The sequence below is a fragment of the Actinoallomurus sp. CA-150999 genome (assembly GCF_050942425.1).
GTDB lineage: Bacteria > Actinomycetota > Actinomycetes > Streptosporangiales > Streptosporangiaceae > Actinoallomurus.
Genome location: NZ_CP192063.1, coordinates 2,522,299 through 2,537,624, shown reverse-complemented (window position 1 = coordinate 2,537,624; position 15,326 = coordinate 2,522,299). Strand labels below are relative to the sequence as shown.

The 15,326-nt window shown below is 71.5% G+C and carries 15 protein-coding genes and 1 pseudogene; 9 read left to right on the top strand and 7 right to left on the bottom strand.

Annotated features, from left to right (window positions below):
- Positions 1–20: 20 nt before the first annotated feature.
- Positions 21–152 (bottom strand): DUF397 domain-containing protein, encoded by a 132-nt coding sequence (locus ACQP2O_RS12100; RefSeq protein ID WP_433182967.1) that lies wholly within the window; start codon positions 150–152, stop codon positions 21–23.
- A gap of 11 nt (positions 153–163) precedes the next feature.
- Positions 164–1,024 carry a helix-turn-helix domain-containing protein gene (locus tag ACQP2O_RS12095; RefSeq protein WP_433182964.1) on the bottom strand — a complete coding sequence of 287 codons (861 nt, stop codon included), beginning with the start codon at positions 1,022–1,024 and terminating at the stop codon, positions 164–166.
- A 346-nt stretch (positions 1,025–1,370) separates the two neighbouring features.
- Here ACQP2O_RS12095 and ACQP2O_RS12090 point away from each other — a divergent pair, with 346 nt between their 5' ends.
- Positions 1,371–1,805, top strand: coding sequence for an ATP-binding protein (locus ACQP2O_RS12090; protein WP_433182961.1), 435 nt, complete (start codon positions 1,371–1,373; stop codon positions 1,803–1,805).
- A 131-nt stretch (positions 1,806–1,936) separates the two neighbouring features.
- Here ACQP2O_RS12090 and ACQP2O_RS12085 read toward each other — a convergent pair whose 3' ends face one another.
- The gene (locus ACQP2O_RS12085) at positions 1,937–3,199 is read right to left on the bottom strand and encodes a glycosyltransferase 87 family protein (RefSeq protein ID WP_433182959.1); all 1,263 of its coding nucleotides are present in this window, start codon (positions 3,197–3,199) and stop codon (positions 1,937–1,939) included.
- A gap of 777 nt (positions 3,200–3,976) precedes the next feature.
- On the opposite strand from ACQP2O_RS12085, the gene ACQP2O_RS12080 reads away from it, so the two are divergent.
- The 4 genes from ACQP2O_RS12080 to ACQP2O_RS12065 all read left to right on the top strand — a co-directional run bounded on the left by ACQP2O_RS12080 (position 3,977) and on the right by ACQP2O_RS12065 (position 7,745).
- Positions 3,977–5,008 carry a S1 family peptidase gene (locus ACQP2O_RS12080; RefSeq protein WP_433182956.1) on the top strand — a complete coding sequence of 344 codons (1,032 nt, stop codon included), beginning with the start codon at positions 3,977–3,979 and terminating at the stop codon, positions 5,006–5,008.
- A gap of 201 nt (positions 5,009–5,209) precedes the next feature.
- Positions 5,210–5,740 (top strand): PadR family transcriptional regulator, encoded by a 531-nt coding sequence (locus ACQP2O_RS12075; protein WP_433182954.1) that lies wholly within the window; start codon positions 5,210–5,212, stop codon positions 5,738–5,740.
- Entirely contained in the window at positions 5,737–6,408 is a 672-nt protein-coding gene (locus ACQP2O_RS12070) for an ABC transporter ATP-binding protein (RefSeq protein WP_433182951.1), read from the top strand. Before ACQP2O_RS12075 ends, ACQP2O_RS12070 begins: the two co-directional genes overlap by 4 nt.
- Positions 6,405–7,745 carry an FtsX-like permease family protein gene (locus ACQP2O_RS12065; protein ID WP_433182948.1) on the top strand — a complete coding sequence of 447 codons (1,341 nt, stop codon included), beginning with the start codon at positions 6,405–6,407 and terminating at the stop codon, positions 7,743–7,745. Before ACQP2O_RS12070 ends, ACQP2O_RS12065 begins: the two co-directional genes overlap by 4 nt.
- 24 nt (positions 7,746–7,769) lie before the next feature.
- Here the strand turns inward: ACQP2O_RS12065 and ACQP2O_RS12060 are convergent, their stop codons facing one another.
- Positions 7,770–9,272 carry a DUF2079 domain-containing protein gene (locus ACQP2O_RS12060; protein WP_433182945.1) on the bottom strand — a complete coding sequence of 501 codons (1,503 nt, stop codon included), beginning with the start codon at positions 9,270–9,272 and terminating at the stop codon, positions 7,770–7,772.
- Positions 9,269–9,679, bottom strand: a complete 411-nt coding sequence (locus ACQP2O_RS12055; protein ID WP_433182942.1) for an HIT family protein — start codon at positions 9,677–9,679, stop codon at positions 9,269–9,271. Before ACQP2O_RS12055 ends, ACQP2O_RS12060 begins: the two co-directional genes overlap by 4 nt.
- Positions 9,680–9,735: 56 nt before the next feature.
- Here ACQP2O_RS12055 and ACQP2O_RS12050 point away from each other — a divergent pair, with 56 nt between their 5' ends.
- Together ACQP2O_RS12050 and ACQP2O_RS12045 are read left to right on the top strand one after the other, a co-directional pair.
- Positions 9,736–10,440 (top strand): ATP-binding cassette domain-containing protein, encoded by a 705-nt coding sequence (locus ACQP2O_RS12050; protein WP_433182939.1) that lies wholly within the window; start codon positions 9,736–9,738, stop codon positions 10,438–10,440.
- Positions 10,441–10,448: 8 nt separating this feature from the next.
- Positions 10,449–11,129, top strand: coding sequence for a hypothetical protein (locus ACQP2O_RS12045; RefSeq protein ID WP_433182936.1), 681 nt, complete (start codon positions 10,449–10,451; stop codon positions 11,127–11,129).
- 210 nt (positions 11,130–11,339) lie between these two features.
- Here the strand turns inward: ACQP2O_RS12045 and ACQP2O_RS12040 are convergent, their stop codons facing one another.
- The gene (locus ACQP2O_RS12040; protein ID WP_433182934.1) at positions 11,340–11,912 is read right to left on the bottom strand and encodes a DivIVA domain-containing protein; all 573 of its coding nucleotides are present in this window, start codon (positions 11,910–11,912) and stop codon (positions 11,340–11,342) included.
- A 120-nt stretch (positions 11,913–12,032) separates the two neighbouring features.
- On the opposite strand from ACQP2O_RS12040, the gene ACQP2O_RS12035 reads away from it, so the two are divergent.
- Entirely contained in the window at positions 12,033–12,497 is a 465-nt protein-coding gene (locus ACQP2O_RS12035) for a general stress protein (RefSeq protein WP_433182931.1), read from the top strand.
- Between the two features lie 184 nt (positions 12,498–12,681).
- On the opposite strand, the pseudogene rlmN reads toward ACQP2O_RS12035, so the two are convergent.
- Positions 12,682–13,773, bottom strand: a pseudogene (gene rlmN, locus ACQP2O_RS12030) (23S rRNA (adenine(2503)-C(2))-methyltransferase RlmN); the annotation flags it as partial.
- Between the two features lie 137 nt (positions 13,774–13,910).
- Between rlmN and ACQP2O_RS12025 the strand changes: the two are divergent.
- The gene (locus ACQP2O_RS12025; RefSeq protein WP_433182928.1) at positions 13,911–15,056 is read left to right on the top strand and encodes a suppressor of fused domain protein; all 1,146 of its coding nucleotides are present in this window, start codon (positions 13,911–13,913) and stop codon (positions 15,054–15,056) included.
- Positions 15,057–15,326: the final 270 nt, after the last annotated feature.

The following is a 15,326-nucleotide window of genomic DNA, read 5'->3' as shown; positions in this document are numbered from 1 at the left end:
GCTCCGCCTCTTCGAACACGTCAGTCGGACGGTCGGGCAGCCGCCTCCAAACCGGCCGGGAACGCTCCATCGATCCAGGTGACTTCAACGCAGCCACTCGAGGCGTTGCTCCGAATGGACTTGCGCCAGGGGGGGATGGACTTACCGGTCATCGTAACCTTCCTTACGTCTCTCCTGCCGCCAGTCGGCGGAGGAACGCGGCTGACTCACCGATACCCAGCGCATCGGCGACGAGATGGTTGAAGACGAGTGAATAGGCATGGACGTGCGCATCATCTTCTACGTAGAGGGCGGCGTTGAGCGCCTCTATGTAGCCGACGTCCGGCATGTAGCGCTCCGGGAACTCCAGGATTGAAAAGGTGCCCTCCACGCCCGGATGCGCACCCATGTCGTGCGGGAGTACCTGAAGGGTGACGTTGGAACGCTCGGCCAGTTCGGCGAGATGGGTGTACTGCGCCCGCATGACGTCCGTACCGCCGATCATGCGGCGCAGGGTGTTCTCGTCGATCACACACCAGAGCTCAAGCGGAGGGTCGCGCTCGGTGACCAGCGCCTGACGATTGAGGCGCACCTCGACCCGCCGCTCGACCTCCGAGTCGGAGGCGAGCTGCATGAGTCCGGCTCGGATCACCTCCCGTGCGTAGTCCTCTGTCTGCAACAGGCCGTGGACGACCAGCGCGTCGTAACACCTGAGCGACCGGGCCTCGGTCTCCAGGGCGATGTAGGTGGCATACGCGGCGGGCAGCGTGTCGGTGTAGCGATGCCACCAGCCGCGTTCTCGTGCTCCGCGGGCCAGCTCCACGAGGTCGGCGCGGCGCCGGCCGTCCACCTTGTAGATGTTGAAGAGCCGTTGGAGTTCAACTGGCTTGATCCGGCGGACGGCGGTCTCCATGCGGCCGAGCGTGGCGCGGCTCCACCCCAGCCGCTCGGCCGCCTGCTCCAGGGTGAATCCTGTCTGTTCGCGAAGCCGACGCACCTCGATCGCGATTCGGCGTTCGCGGATGGTCGGTGAGGGATCCGGCACGAGCCCAGTGTGGCGACGTCACTCTGAGCGAGCAATCGGTTTCAGATTGTTACCGAACGGTACATTGTGAGAATTCTCAGCGAACCGCTTGCGCGGATGAGCAGCGCGGAGCACTATGCGTAAGAACCCGAACACGCCATGTGATCGAGGGGGTCGCTCGAGTTGGGTACGGCTGGGAATCGCAGGCGCGCCGCTACGTCACCGGCCGCTTGAGTCACCACCGCTCCGGCAGAGCCGGCCCCCGACCCGCCCCTCGGGTCCGTGTCGTGCTCCCGGGACCACTGGGAGATCGGCCATCTCCTCTGGCCCTCGGCACTCACCCCATCCGACGGGAGGGCGCACCACCGTGACCGCCACGCTCCACGAGACGACGTCGACCGCCACCACCGCCATGATGTGCTGGCGTCGTACGTTCCCCGGCCGCCCGGACCAGGCTCGGCTCGTCCGCCGGTTCGTGGCCTTCCTCCTCGACGACTGCTGCCGCTCCGACGACGCGGTCCAGGCGGTGGCCGAGCTCGCCGGCAACGCCCTCATCCACACACGCTCCGGCCGGCCCGGCGGCACGTTCGTCGTCGAGGTGCGCCGCTGGGACGACGGCCTCGCCGTCTCCGTCACCGATCAGGGCGGGTCGCTCGAGGACAGCGGCCCGCACCGAAGACCGCAGGACGACGACCTCGCCGAGAATGGCCGCGGCCTCCCCATCGTCGCCGACCTCGCCACCCGCGTCACCTGGACCGGAGACCCCGACCACGGCCACACGGTCACGGCCACCTTCGCCTGAGACACTGCCCCCCCGTACAGGCCGCCCGGCGAGCCGTCGCACGAAACGCCCACCCCCGCCGGCCGGTCCATCACCGGGTGGATCCGCGCACCCATCCGAAACGATCAACAGGCCGAACGGGCGCCGCGCCGTCAGGCCGATGACTCGGCGACGGGAACCAGTTCGGTGTCCGGAGTGACGAGGCGGTCGGCGGACTTCGGACGGCGCCGGGCCCAGGGCATGGCGAGCACGAGCAGCGGGATGATCGCGACCGAGCTCATCGCCCACCAGCTGTGGTTCTCCCACCATCCGGTGTCGTCGAACTGCGTCAGGTAGATGTACCCGATGCCCGCCCAGACGGCACCGACGGTCATGGCGGCTCGGCTCCAGCGCGTCGGCCGCGCGCACAGGAACGGCACGAACCACAGCAGGTACTGCGCGCCCATCCGCGGCGTGACCACCATGAAGGCCAGGAGGATCGCGGAGGTCTGGTCGATGCGGTCCGCCCGCCACCACAGCCATATGACGAGGGCGATGGTGGAGTACAGGATCAGCTGGCCCACCTTCGCCGCCATCGGCGCGAGGGTCCAGTTGCCGTGCGTCATCAGGGCGGTCCAGCCCCATTCGCCGACGATGGGGCGTACCTCGCCGAGGTAGCGGGCGACGTTGAGCATGTCGGCCCAAGAAGAGCTGACGACCAGCGGAAGCGTCACCAGGAAGAAGACCGGGACGGCGCCGGCCGCGACCAGCCCGTAGAGGCGCTGCCGCCAGTTCGGCAGCATCGCGAGGACCACCGGAAGCAGGATGATCGGCCAGCTCTTCGCCGACAGCGCGAATCCGAACAGGGCGCCCGCCCACGCGCCGTTCGGACCGGGCACGCCGTTCTCCGCGCCGTTCCGCGCCGAGCGCGCGAGGAGATAGGCGGCGACGAGGAAGACCAGAGAGATCGGCTCGACCTGGGCATGGATGACGGCGATCATCAGGGCGATCGGGTTGCAGGCGTACTGGAAGCGCGCCGCCGCCCCGTGTTTACGCCCGGCGAGGCGGCCGACCAGGACGATCAGCACGACGTCCGCGACGATGGTGCAGAGCCGGCCGGCGATCTCCCACGGCAGGCCCGTGGCCAGCGCGAGGGCGTAGAAGTACGGGATCATCGGCAGGAAGTGCCACGATCCCTGGCTCGCCAGGACGGGATCCTGGTGGTGCAGGATCGCCTGACCGGCCGCTCTGAAGCCCTCGTTGAAGTCGACCGGCTGCCAGGAGTCGGTGGACGCCGAGATCAGCAGGGTCAGCCGCAGTCCGATGCCCACCCCGAGGGCGGTACGCAGCGACGGACGCCAGTCGCGCCACTGTGCCGCCGCGGCCAGTAGAAGGCCCGCGACCAGGACAAATGCTGTGAATTCCGGATGGTCCATTGCTAGCCAAGACTCTCACATACCGACGCCGTTACCACGCTCGGCCCAGGGACTCACAGCGAACTCTCAGGTTCCCTTGACCTTCACAGTCCCGGCCCTAACGCCGATGGAGGAGCGGCCGCGCGGCGACGCGGCGCACGGGGGCCGCCGGGAAGGTCGCGCGTCCGGACCGCGACAGGCGGTCCGAGGAGCCTGAACCTCGACCGTCGGCCGCGGGCGAGCGCATCGGACGGCTCGGCCACGGCCGCCTCAACGGTACCGCCGACAACGTGGTCGATGTGCCCGACCGGACGGACCGCGCAGTGCCCGACCGCACGGACCTCGCAGTGCCCGACCGGACGGACCTCGCGGCGCACGACCGGACGGATCGCGCGGCGCACGACCGGACGGATCGCGCGGCGCACGGCTCCGGCGGAGTCCGCCGGAGCCGGAGAGGCCCGTTTCGCCGTCGCCGCGGCGGGCGGCCGGCCCGGACCGCCGGCCGTCACGGCACCGTCGCTGACGAGGGACTTGACCAGGGTCTTGACTTCGCGGCCCCATCCGCGCCCACCCGGCTCGGATACCGAGTAGTATGCCCCTGCTTACGGGGTGACCGATTCCGGACTAACGTTTGACCTTGCGGCTTTTGACTAGGTTTGTGAGGATCTGGCGCAGGCCAGGTAATCGGATCTCGACCCCGCCCGGGCGGTCCCCGCCGCTCGTGAGCCGAGCGCCATTGCCCCGCCGTCCCTCGGACACGCCACCGGGGCGTGTCCGCCACCCCTGAGGGAGGCTCGTGTGAGATTCACTGCTCCCCGACGCGCTGGACTGATCGCAGCCGCCACCACCCTGATCGGCGGCTCGCTGCTCGCGGCATCGGCCCAGGCGTCCATCTCGCAGCCGGATCCATCGCACACCGCCACGAAACTCGCCCAGCGGCTCGGTTCCCGCTCGGCGGGCTCGTACCTCGACCAGTCCACGAAGAAGCTCGTGGTGACGGTCACCTCGAAGTCGGACGCCTCGGCCGTGCGCGACGCGGGCGCCGTCCCCAAGGTCGTCCCGTACAGCGGAGCCATGCTCCAGTCGGCGATCAACGTCCTCGACCGTACGGCGAAGGTCCCGGGCACGGCCTGGGGCGTCGACCCCACGACCGACCAGGTCGTGCTCTCCGTCGACAGCTCGGTGACCGGGTCCCAACTCGTCCAGGTCACCTCCGCGGCCCAGCAGCTCGGCGGCGCCGTCCGCATGGAGTACGTGCCCGGCGTGTTCAGCACCAAGATTTCTGGTGGTGACGCGATCTACGGTGGTCAGTACCGCTGCTCCCTGGGCTTCAACGTCGTCAGCGGCAGCACGTACTACTTCCTGACCGCGGGCCACTGCGGCAACATCGCGTCCAGCTGGTACAGCAACTCGAGCCACACCTCGCTGATCGGCACGACGCGGTCCAGCACCTTCCCCGGCCACGACTACGCGATCGTCACGTACGCCAGCGGCGTCTCGCACCCGGGCCAGGTCGGCAGCCAGGACATCACCTCGGCCGGCAACGCGTACGTCGGCGAGTCGGTGTCGCGCCGGGGCAGCACCACCGGCATCCACAGCGGATCCGTCACCGCCCTCAACCAGACGGTCAACTACTCCGAGGGCACCGTCACCGGCATGATCAAGACGAACGTCTGCGCCGAGGGCGGCGACAGTGGCGGCCCGCTGTACTCCGGCAGCACGGCGGTGGGCCTGACCTCCGGCGGCAGCGGCGACTGCTCGTCGGGTGGGACGACCTTCTTCCAGCCGGTCACCGCAGCGCTCAGCGCATACGGGGTGAGCGTCTACTGAGTCCCCCTCGCTGAGCCCCGCTCGCGGGCCCCCGGAAGTGCGGCATCTTCCGGGGGCCCGCCCCTTTTCCAGCTCGCCCACCGCTCGCTCCTGCCCGGCTGCTCGACGGCGCGACCGGTGACCGGCCCGCCCGCGCCGCGCTCTCGGGGCGTCATGGCCAGCTATTCATTCAATGAATACATTGAGTGTATAGTCGCGCTCATGTCGACCGGGCACATCCTGCTCGGGCTGCTGACCGAGCGGCCGAAGCACGGATACGAACTCAAACGCGAGCACGACGAGCGGCTTCCGGGCGCCCGGCCGCTCGCGTACGGACAGGTCTACGCGACTCTGCAGCGGCTGGAGCGCGACGGCCGGGTGACCGTCGCCGGGACGGTTCAGGAGGCCGGTCCCGAGCGCACCGTCTACGAGATCACCGAGGAGGGGACGGCGGAGGTCCGCCGCTGGCTCGCCGAGATCGAGCCACCCGCGCCGTACGTGTCCAGCCCGTTGTTCAGCCGGGTGGTGATGGCGCTGGTCGCCGAGGGCGCGGCCGACTCCTACCTCCTGCAGCAGCGGGCCGCCCACCTGGAACGGATGCGGGAGCTGACCGCCCGCAAGCGCACGGCAGGGGTCTCGGTGGGCGAGCTCCTGGCCGCGGACTACGCCTTGCACCACCTCGACGCCGACCTGCGCTGGATGGAGACGGCCCGGCAGCGCATCGACGACCTCATTCAGGAGATCCGCTCATGACCCTGTTGGAAGCCCGCCACATCGAGAAGGCCTTCGGCCGCACGCACGCCCTGCGCGGCGTCTCCCTGACCGTCGGGCGCGGGGAGACGGTCGCGATCACGGGCCCCAGCGGCTCGGGCAAGTCGACGCTCCTGCACTGCCTGAGCGGGATCATGTCTCCCGAGGCCGGTGAAGTGCACTACGCCGGGCAGCGGATCGACGATCTCGACGACGCGGCCCGCACCCGGCTCCGGCGGGAGGACTTCGGGATCGTCTTCCAATTCGACCGGCTCGTTCCCGAGCTGACCGCCGTGGAGAACGTCGCGCTACCGCTGCTGTTCGCCGGGCGGGGCCGCGCCGAGGCGACGACGGTCGCGCACGGCCGGCTCGAGGAGGCGGGCGCCCTGGACGTCGCCGAGTCCCGTCCGGCGGAGCTGTCCGGGGGCCAGCTCCAGCGAGTGGCGATCGCCAGGGCGCTCGTCACGACGCCGAAGATCATCTTCGCCGACGAGCCGACCGGCGCGCTCGACTCGGTCGCCGGGGAGCGGGTGCTGTCGCTGCTGATGGGCGCCGCGCGGGCGAATGACGCCACCGTCGTGATCGTGACGCATGACAACCAGGTCGCGGCGCACGCCGACCGGGAGGTCGTGCTGCGCGACGGTGCCCTGGTCAGCGGGGTGATGGCATGAGAGCGCTCCTGGCCGTGGCGGGAATGCTCGGCCACGGCGGCTCGCCGCCGGAGCGCGCCCGCGTGCGGCTGATGGCGACCGGGGCCGGGCTGGCCACCTGGTTCCTGTTCGGCGCGGCCAACGTGCTCGCCCTGCACGGGCGGCTCGACCAGCGTTTCGGCCCGATCGCCGACCCGGGCACGCGGGGCGGCACCGCCTTCGGGATCGCCCTGCTGCTCCTGCCGGTCACGGCGTTCCTCTACCAGTCGGGGCGGCTGGCCGCCGCTGACCGGGAGCGTCGGTTGTCGGCACTGCGGCTGGCGGGAGCGACGCCGCGCGAGGTCCGGATCCTCGGGGCGGTCGAGGTCACCCGCACGGCCGTGCTCGGCACCGTCGTCGGGGCCGCGTCGTACCTCCTGCTCCAGTTGGGCGCCCGCAGCCTGCTGCCGCCGCGATCGCCCGCCGACGTCGACGTCCCGCCCCTGTGGGGGCTGGCCGCCATGGCGATCGTGATCGGCGCGGCGGCGGTCTCCGGCCTGCTCGCCGGCCGTCACGTCATCGCCACGCCGCTCGGCGTGACACGCCGCGCCAACGTGCGCCCGCCCCGCTGGTACGGCCTTCTGCTCCTCCTGCCGCCGTGCACGGTCACGCTCGCCGTCTGGCTGCTCTACACCTTCGTGGATCCCGGCGGCTCCCCCGACACCGTGCGTACGGTGGACCTCCTGAGCCTGCTCCTCCTGCCGGTCGCGCTGATGTGGTCCGCCGGGTGGGTGGTCTGGTTCGCGGCACGGTGGGTCGGGCGCAGGGCCGGCTCGGCGGAGACCCTGCTGGCGTCACGCGCTCTGGAGGCAGACGCTCGTCCGTGGGGCCGGACACTCGCCGTCGTCGGCCTCACCGTCTCGATCGGAACGGGGGTCGGCCTGTTCGAGGCGGACTTCCTGTCCATGCGGGACCTCGATCCGTTCGCGGTGACGAGTTTCACGCTCCTCAGCCTCGCTCTGCTGGTCGCGATCGTCGTGACCGCCGCCGCCCTCCTCGTGCACCAGGCCGAGTCGCTTCTCGAACGCGGCCCGGTGATGGCCGCGCTCCGCGCCGGCGGCGCGTCCGAACGGGAGCTGCGCCGGGTGCTCACCCGTCAGGGCCTCATCGCCTCCGTGCCCGTCTGTGGCCTCGCCGTGGCCGCCAGCCTGGTGACGATGGCCGTGAACCTGTGGCTCCAGGACGCCTGGTCCCTGTGGGCGATCGGGCACTCGCTGCTCCTGGGCGGCCTGAGCGTGCTCGCCACCGTCCTGGTCACAAGGGTGTCCCGGCGCCGGCTCCACCGTGTGATCGCGCCCGGGCGTCTCCGCACCGAGTGACTCCGGGGAGGGCCGCTCAGCGGTTCACCGGGTGGGGCGCAGGTCGGGGGTGGCGCCGGGGCGGTTCAGGACGACCCAGCCGTTCCGGCTCAGGACCACCTGGTAGCCGTTGTTCCGCAGGTACCGTACGCGGTCGCGCTGCGCGCCCACCCACGGGAAGGGGAACGTCGTGATGGCCGTGTCGGCCACGACCCAGGGCGCCCAGCGCACCTTGGTGTCCCACAGCAGCACGCGGTCCCGGCCGGACAGCTGGGGCCCGGCCACGTTGGCGGCCTCGACCAGCACGCCGCGGGGTACGGCCGCGACCGCCGCGTCGGCGGCCTGCGCGTGCGCGTCGCGCCGGTAGAACGCCGCTTCGAAGAAGTGCTTGAACGAGAAGCGCGGAATGACGAGGGCGGCGGCCAGGAGCGCGGCCACCGGCCAGACGAGGTCCACTCTCAGCCGGCGCCCGCGCAGGCCGGGCGGCCGGAGCCGGGACAGGCGGCAGGCTCCGTCCACGCCGGCCGCGATGAGCAGGGCGGTCAGCGCGACGTTGTAGTGGAACCTCGGCTCCCACCAGTTCCCGAAGCGGTTCGCGAGCATCCGCTCGGCCAGTAGGGGCAGCACCGCCAGGGTGATCGGTGAGGCCAGGGGGATGAGGAGCAGCGGCAGGATGAGCCAGCCCATCGTCGACGCCTTGACGCTCGGCGTCACGAGCAGCTTCAGCGCGGTCCACGGGTGCGTCAGGGCGTGCAGGGCGGCGTGCGGCAGGTCCTTGCCCAACGCGTCGTACGCCCAGTAGTAGTCCGCCGAGCCGCCGAACGCCGGAATCAGCACCCGGGACGCCAGCCAGGTCCACGCGAGGCCGCCGCCCACGAAGGCGGCGGCGAGACGCCGCTGCCCCGGACGCGTCAGCAGGTAGAGCCCGAAGCCGGCGACGAGCAGGCCCATGTCCTCCTTGACCAGCAGCAGCGCACCCGCGGCCAGCGCGCACTGCCACCGCCGCCCGGCGTCGTGGCGCTCGAGCATCAGCATGGACAGCACGGGCGTGAACGCCATCTCGTGGAAGTCGAACGCGACCGTCTCGGCCACCGGCCAGGCCAGCGCGTACACGCCCGCGACGCAGTGCGCCGCCCACGCGCCGAACCGCCGCCGCGTGAACGCCCACAGCGGCACGATCGCCAGCGCCAGGAGCACCGCCTGCGCGAGGAGGAGCGTCTGCGGCCCGTCGTGGATCCAGTACAGCGGCGCGAGCACGGCGAGGATCGGCGAGAAGTGGTCGCCGAGCACGGTGAAGTGCGGGCCGAAGCCGTTGTGCACGCCCTTGACGATCGCGACCGGCAGATGGAAGCGGCTGTAGGACCGCACCGCCTGATCGAAGATCACCAGGTCGTACGTGGTGGTGCGGAAGGTCCAGTACCGCACCAGGGCGAACACCGAGTACACCACCGTGGCGGCCACGACGAGGACCCCGACGGTCACGGCTTCGCGTCGGGGGCGCCCCGGTCGTACCTCCGGGCCGGCGGTCTCGGCCGACATCGTGATCATCCGAGCGCACCGCGGAGACGGTCGGCGTACTCGCGGGCCTCGTCGTCGGAGTCGTACTTGGTCCGGGGCCAGAAGAAGCCGCGCAGGCCGTCCTTGCGGTTCCTGGGCACGACGTGGACGTGCAGGTGGGGCACGCTCTGGCTGACCCGGTTGTTCAGCGCGACGAAGGACCCGGCCGCGGCGAGCGCCGTCTCCATGGCGACGGACAGCCGCTGCCCGGCGGCGAACAGCGGCTCGAGAAGGTCGGCCGGCAGGTCCGCGAGGGTCTCGTAGTGGGTGCGCGGCACCAGGAGCGTATGCCCCTTGAACAGCGGGCGGGTGTCCAGGAACGCGACGACGGGACCGTCGTCGAGCACCACGTGAGCGGGCCGCTCCCCCTTGACGATCTCGCAGAACAGGCAGTCCATGGTGGGTATTCTTCCGCTTACGGTCGTCTTATCCGGCGCGAATAGGCTCCTGGCCTGTGCGATTCGATCAAGTCGCCTTCCGTTATGGTCGCCGCGCCCCGTGGGTGCTGCACGACGTGACGCTGACCGTACCCCGTGGCCGGATCATCGAGGTGAACGGCCGCAATGGAGCGGGCAAATCAACGCTCCTCCGGCTCGTCGCCGGGGTCGCGCCGCCGGTACGGGGAAGCGTCACCGGCCGCCCGCCCGCCGTGGGGTACGCGCCGGAGCGGTTCCCGGCCGGTCAGCCGTTCACCGCGCGGGCCTACCTCGGTCACATGGCCGCCGCGCGCGGGGTGCCGGCGGCGCGCATCGGCGAGTGGGCCGAACGGCTGGGCTTCACCGAACTCCTGGACGTCCGCCTGCCCGACCTGTCCAAGGGCAGCGCGCACAAGGCCGGGCTCATCCAGGCGCTCCTCGCCGCGCCCGGGCTGCTCGTCCTCGACGAGCCGTTCGCGGGCCTCGACGCGCGGACGCGCGCGGCGCTGCCGGGCCTGCTGGCCGAGCTCACCTCCGCGGGCTCGTCCGTCGTCCTCAGCGACCACCAGGGTGACCTCCGGGAGGTGCCCGGCGTGATGCGCTGGCAGGTCGCCGGGCAGACGGTGACCGAGGGAGACCTCACCGAGGAGCACGCCGTGGTCGAGGTGATCGTGCCCCGTTCCCAGGCAGAGGACCTGGTGACCCGCCTCAAGGCGGACGGCTACGAGGCGCGGTGCAGATGATCGCGGCGATGCGGTTCCAGCTCGAGGGGTACGCGCGGTCGGCCCGGATCCTGCACCCGGTGCTCGCCTTCATGCTGCTGCTGGCGATCGTCTTCTCCTCCCCGCTCGGCGGCACCCCGGCCCAGATACGGTCCGGCGCGCTGACCACGATCGGCGACCTGACCGCGCTGAGCTTCCCGATCTGCGCCTGGGCGGCGCGCGGGTTGCTCGACAACGAACCGGACGCCCAGCGGCACATCGGGGTCGTCGCCCTCGGACGGTCGCGGGCGATGCTCTGCGGGCTGATCGCGGCCGCGGGGTTCACGGCCGGCCTGGCGCTGGTCGCCTCGGCGTACCCGCTCGCGGCGGCGGTGCTGTACGGGGTCCGGCCCTCTGTGCTGCTGCCGGCGGTCGGGCTGATACTGCTGTCGGCGCTGGCCGCGACGGCGCTCGGGGCGCTCACCAGCCGGGCGATCCTCCCCTCCCCCGGCTGGTCGATCCTCGTCCTGCTCGGCGTCTACGTGGCCGACCTGCTGCTGGGGCTCGGTCCGCTGCGGATCCTCACCGTCCCGATGATCGAGTGGATGGGGGCGGCCGGTCGCGGCGCGTCGGCGTTCACGAGCGGCCTGCCGTGGTTCGCCCTGCGCACGCTCGCCTGGACGGCGCTCGCCACGGCGCTGTACGTCCGGCTCCGGCGCACCCGCGTCTGAAGGTGTTCCCGGCGTTCGGCGTGCCGTACGGCGGCCCCGGGGCACTCCGAGGCGCTCGAGCTCGGCCGCCGGATTGTCGACGTGCCGCGGGAACAGGGACCCTGGCCGAGGCGGTCGAGCTCAGCCGCCAGACGGTCGACGTGCCGCGAGGTCAGGGCCCCTGGCCGAGGTGCGCGAGCTCGGCCGCCAGGTGCTCGACGTGCCGCGGGGTCAGGGCCCTGGCCGAGGCGCTCGACCTCGGCCGCCAGACGGTCGACGTGCCGCGGGGTCAGGGGCGCCCTGGCCGAGGCGGTCGAGTTCGGCCGCCAGGTGCTCGAGGAAGCCGTCGACGTCGGGCTGGCTGTACCCGGGCCGGAGCCGGGTCGTCGCGAAGCGCGCCGCCCGTACGTCCGCCGGCCGTGCCGTACGGCCGCGCAACGCGACGAGCATCGTGTCGAGGAAGGCGTCGACCTCCCGCTCGTCGTAGCCCTCGGTCAGCCGGGTCGTGACGAACCGTACGTTGCGCACCAGTCCCGCGAGCCTGTCCGCCTCGGCGGCGGCCAGCCGGCGTCGCCTGACGTTCTCCTTCGCCTCGAACTCGCGCAGGTACTCCTCGAGCCGCTCGTCGACGGCGGTCCCCCGGTAGCCGCGCAGGGTGACGGCGAAGCGCACCTGGCCGATCTCTTCGGCGGTGACCGGCGGCGCGAACAGCTGCGCACGGCCCAGAGTCCCCTCGACGCGGGCGATGAACGCGTCGACCTGGTGACGGTGATAGCCGCGAAGAGCGGTCGGGAACTCCGGCATAGCCGCATTCTCACTCAAATCACGGTGACGGCGGCACCGCATGCCGGAAAAAGGGGTGTAGGGGCTGGACCTGGGGAAATCTGTCAAGGAGGTCGTCACACGGACCAGGGGGACTGAGGTATGACGACGGAGAACGCAGCCGGGCCGCAGAAAGTGGTGCTCGGCGGCTACACGAGCCACGAGGCCGCGCAACGCGCGGTGGACGTCCTGGCGGAACGCAAGTTCCCGGTGGAGCACGTCTCGATCGTCGGTTCCGGACTGAAGCTCGAGGAGCGGATCCTCGGCCGGTGGACGCTCGGCAAGGCGCTGCTGGCGGGCGCCAGCTCCGGCGCCTGGATCGGCCTGCTCATCGGCGTGATCTTCTGGATCGTCAGCCCGTGGGTGGTGGGCGCGGTGATCTCCGCGATCATCCTGGGCGCGATCTTCGGAGCGATCTTCGCGGCGGTGGCGCACATGGTGCGCCGGCAGACGTTCGCGTCGGCCAGCGCCGTGGTGGCCGAGCGGTACGACGTGCTCGTCGACGCGGAGTTCGCCGCCGAGGCCAGGCGTCTGCTGGCCGCCGTACCCACCGACCAGCCTCACTGACCCGGCGGGACCTTGGACGGCCCGGGGATCGGCCGACGAGACGCGGGTCGGCTGTCTACTCGGGGGTGGGAAGCGGGCCGTTCTCGGACAGCGGCGGGACCGGGCGGTCCGGCAGGACGGGGAGCACCCGCTCCGGCAGAGCGGCGAGGGGCTGCTCCGGCACGGCGGCGAGGGGCTGCTCCACGCTCTTGGCCGCCAGCTGACCGCACGCCCCGTCGATCTCCTGACCCCGCGTGTCCCGTACGGTGACGGGGACGCCGTGGGCCTCCAGGTGCCGGACGAACTCCGTCTGGTCCGACGGCCGCGACGCGGTCCACTTCGAACCCGGCGTCGGGTTCAACGGGATCAGGTTGACGTGCACCGGGTGGCCCTTGATCAGCCGGCCGAGCAGGTCGGCGCGCCACGCCTGATCGTTGATGTCCCGGATCAGGGCGTACTCGATCGACACCCGGCGCCGCGTGCGGTCGGCGTACGCCCACGCGGCGTCGAGGACCTCCCGGACCTTCCAGCGGGTGTTGATCGGCACGAGCTCGTCGCGCAGCTCGTCGTCGGGCGCGTGCAGGGAGACCGCCAGCCGCACCTTGAAGTCGAGCTCGGCGAGCTGGTTGATCTTCGGGACGAGGCCCACCGTGGAGACGGTGATGTTCCGCTGGGAGATGCCCAGCCCCTGCGGGCTCGGGTCGCTGAGCCGGTGGATCGCCCGGACGATGGCGGAGAAGTTGGCGAGCGGCTCGCCCATGCCCATGAAGACGATGTTGCTGACCCGGCCCTTGCCGCCGGCGATCTCGCCGCGGTCGAGCGCCCGGGCGCCGGCCATGACCTGCTCGACGATCTCGGCGGTCGACAGGTTGCGGGTGAGCCCGGCCTGGCCGGTGGCGCAGAACGGGCAGTTCATGCCGCAGCCGGCCTGGGAGGAGACGCACATCGTGACCCGGTCCGGATAGCGCATGAGGACCGACTCGACCAGCGTGCCGTCGAACGCCTTCCACAGCGTCTTGCGCGTGGCGCCGTTGTCACAGGTCAGATCGCTCACCGAGGTGAGCAGGGACGGCAGCAGCTCGGCGACGAGGCGGTCCCGGACGGCGGCCGGCAGATCCGTCATGTCCGACGGATCGTCGGCGAGCCTGCCGAAATAGTGGCGCGACAGCTGGTCGGCGCGGAACGGCTTCTCGCCGAGCGCGCCGACGGCCTCCCGCCGCTCGTCCCAGGACAGGTCGGCGAGGTGACGCGGAGGCTTCGCCCGGCGCGGAGCGGCGAAGGTGAGCTGAGCGGGCATGTCCGTTCCAGTGTGGCAGACGCCGGGGGGAGCTTCGTACGTCCGCGCGCCCGCGAGCGGACCTTACCGGGAGTGCATTTAATCGTGGAGGACGTCAATGCCGCGACGGGGACCGCACACTCACTACAGTCCCCTCTATGCCGGTATTGCGCAGAACGCCGCAGGAGACGCGTGTCCTGATCAGTGACACCAGCCCCTACGGAAGCCGTGTCCTCGAAGTGGAGTCCGATCACGTCGCGACGGCGGCGTACCTCCGCAGGAGCGACGGGCATACCGTGGCCGCGGCCTGGGTCGCCAACCACCAGGGCGCTTCGTCCCACCCCGACCTCGCGCGGCTGAACGCCGGGCTGGTCCCCGCCATGCCGTCGGGCCACACCAAGCACCCCAAGGGACGGTCGGCGCCCGACCCGCGGTCGCTCACGGTCGTCTGGTTCGAGGAGGGCGACGGTGCGGCGCTGCTCGAGGACGGGCAGCCTCTGTGCGTGATCCCCGGCTGGTCGGACATGGACCGCGGACTGCCCGGGTACAGCCGGGAGGCCATCGGCCAGAGCCCGTTCGCGTTCGCGTTGGACAACGAGATCGAGGACCTGGGGCCGCGCATCCTGCAGGCGCAGGCGTTCTGGGACTGGCGGAAGGGGGACGGCTCCTGGGAGGGGTTCCAGCAGTCGGTGCTGGGGCATCTGCTGGGCCGGCTCGGCCCCGGCGGGTACTACTGGCACGACGTGGGACGGCAGTGGCGGGCCCGTGCGGGGAAGGGACCGGGCGCCGAAGGCGAGCAGCCCGTCGTCGGCGTCTCCGAACGCCCCCCGATGGACGACCGCTCCTTCCGGGTGCTCAGCACGGTCGGCATGAGCTGCCAGCGGATGCCCACGGTCGAGCTGTACGAGGACGACGTGGCCGAGCACGCCCGCATCGAGCTCGCCGTGGCGACCACCCTGCCCAGCCAGCGCGCCGGCAGCATCTTCCCCTGGCTGGCGCAGTATCCGTGGCGCGCGATCACGTCCTTCGCCCCGGGCGACAACGTCAAGTGGTACCACGAGGCGAAGACCTTCCCGCTCGGCCCGAGCTGGGAGGGCGTGCTGCTGCTCGACGACCCCAGCCGTCTCAAAGGGCCGGCCGCGCCGGACATGAGCGGCTTCTCGTTCGGCGGCGACCCGGTGCACTGGCTGTGGCTCGTACCGATCACCGAGGCGGAGCGGCAGTTCGGCAAGGACGAGGGCCCGGACGCGTTGATCGAACGGCTGTCCCGGAAGGGACGCAGCTGGGTCGTCGGCGACGAGTGACCCCTGCGGTAAGGGCCGTGGGCGGCCGGGCCGGAGCGTCGCGCCGCCCACCGTGTGGCCGGGCGGGCGGCCGGGCCGGGGCCCTGGGCAGCTCACAATGCCGCTGAGCTCGCGGTAGGGCCGGAGCCCCGGGCAGCCCACAATGCCGCTGGACTCGCGGTAGGGCCGGAGCCCCGGGCAGCCCACAATCCCGCTGGACTCGCCGTAAGGCCGAGAGGCCCCGGGCAGCCCACAATGCCGCTGAGCGGGCGGTAGGGCCGCCCACGACGT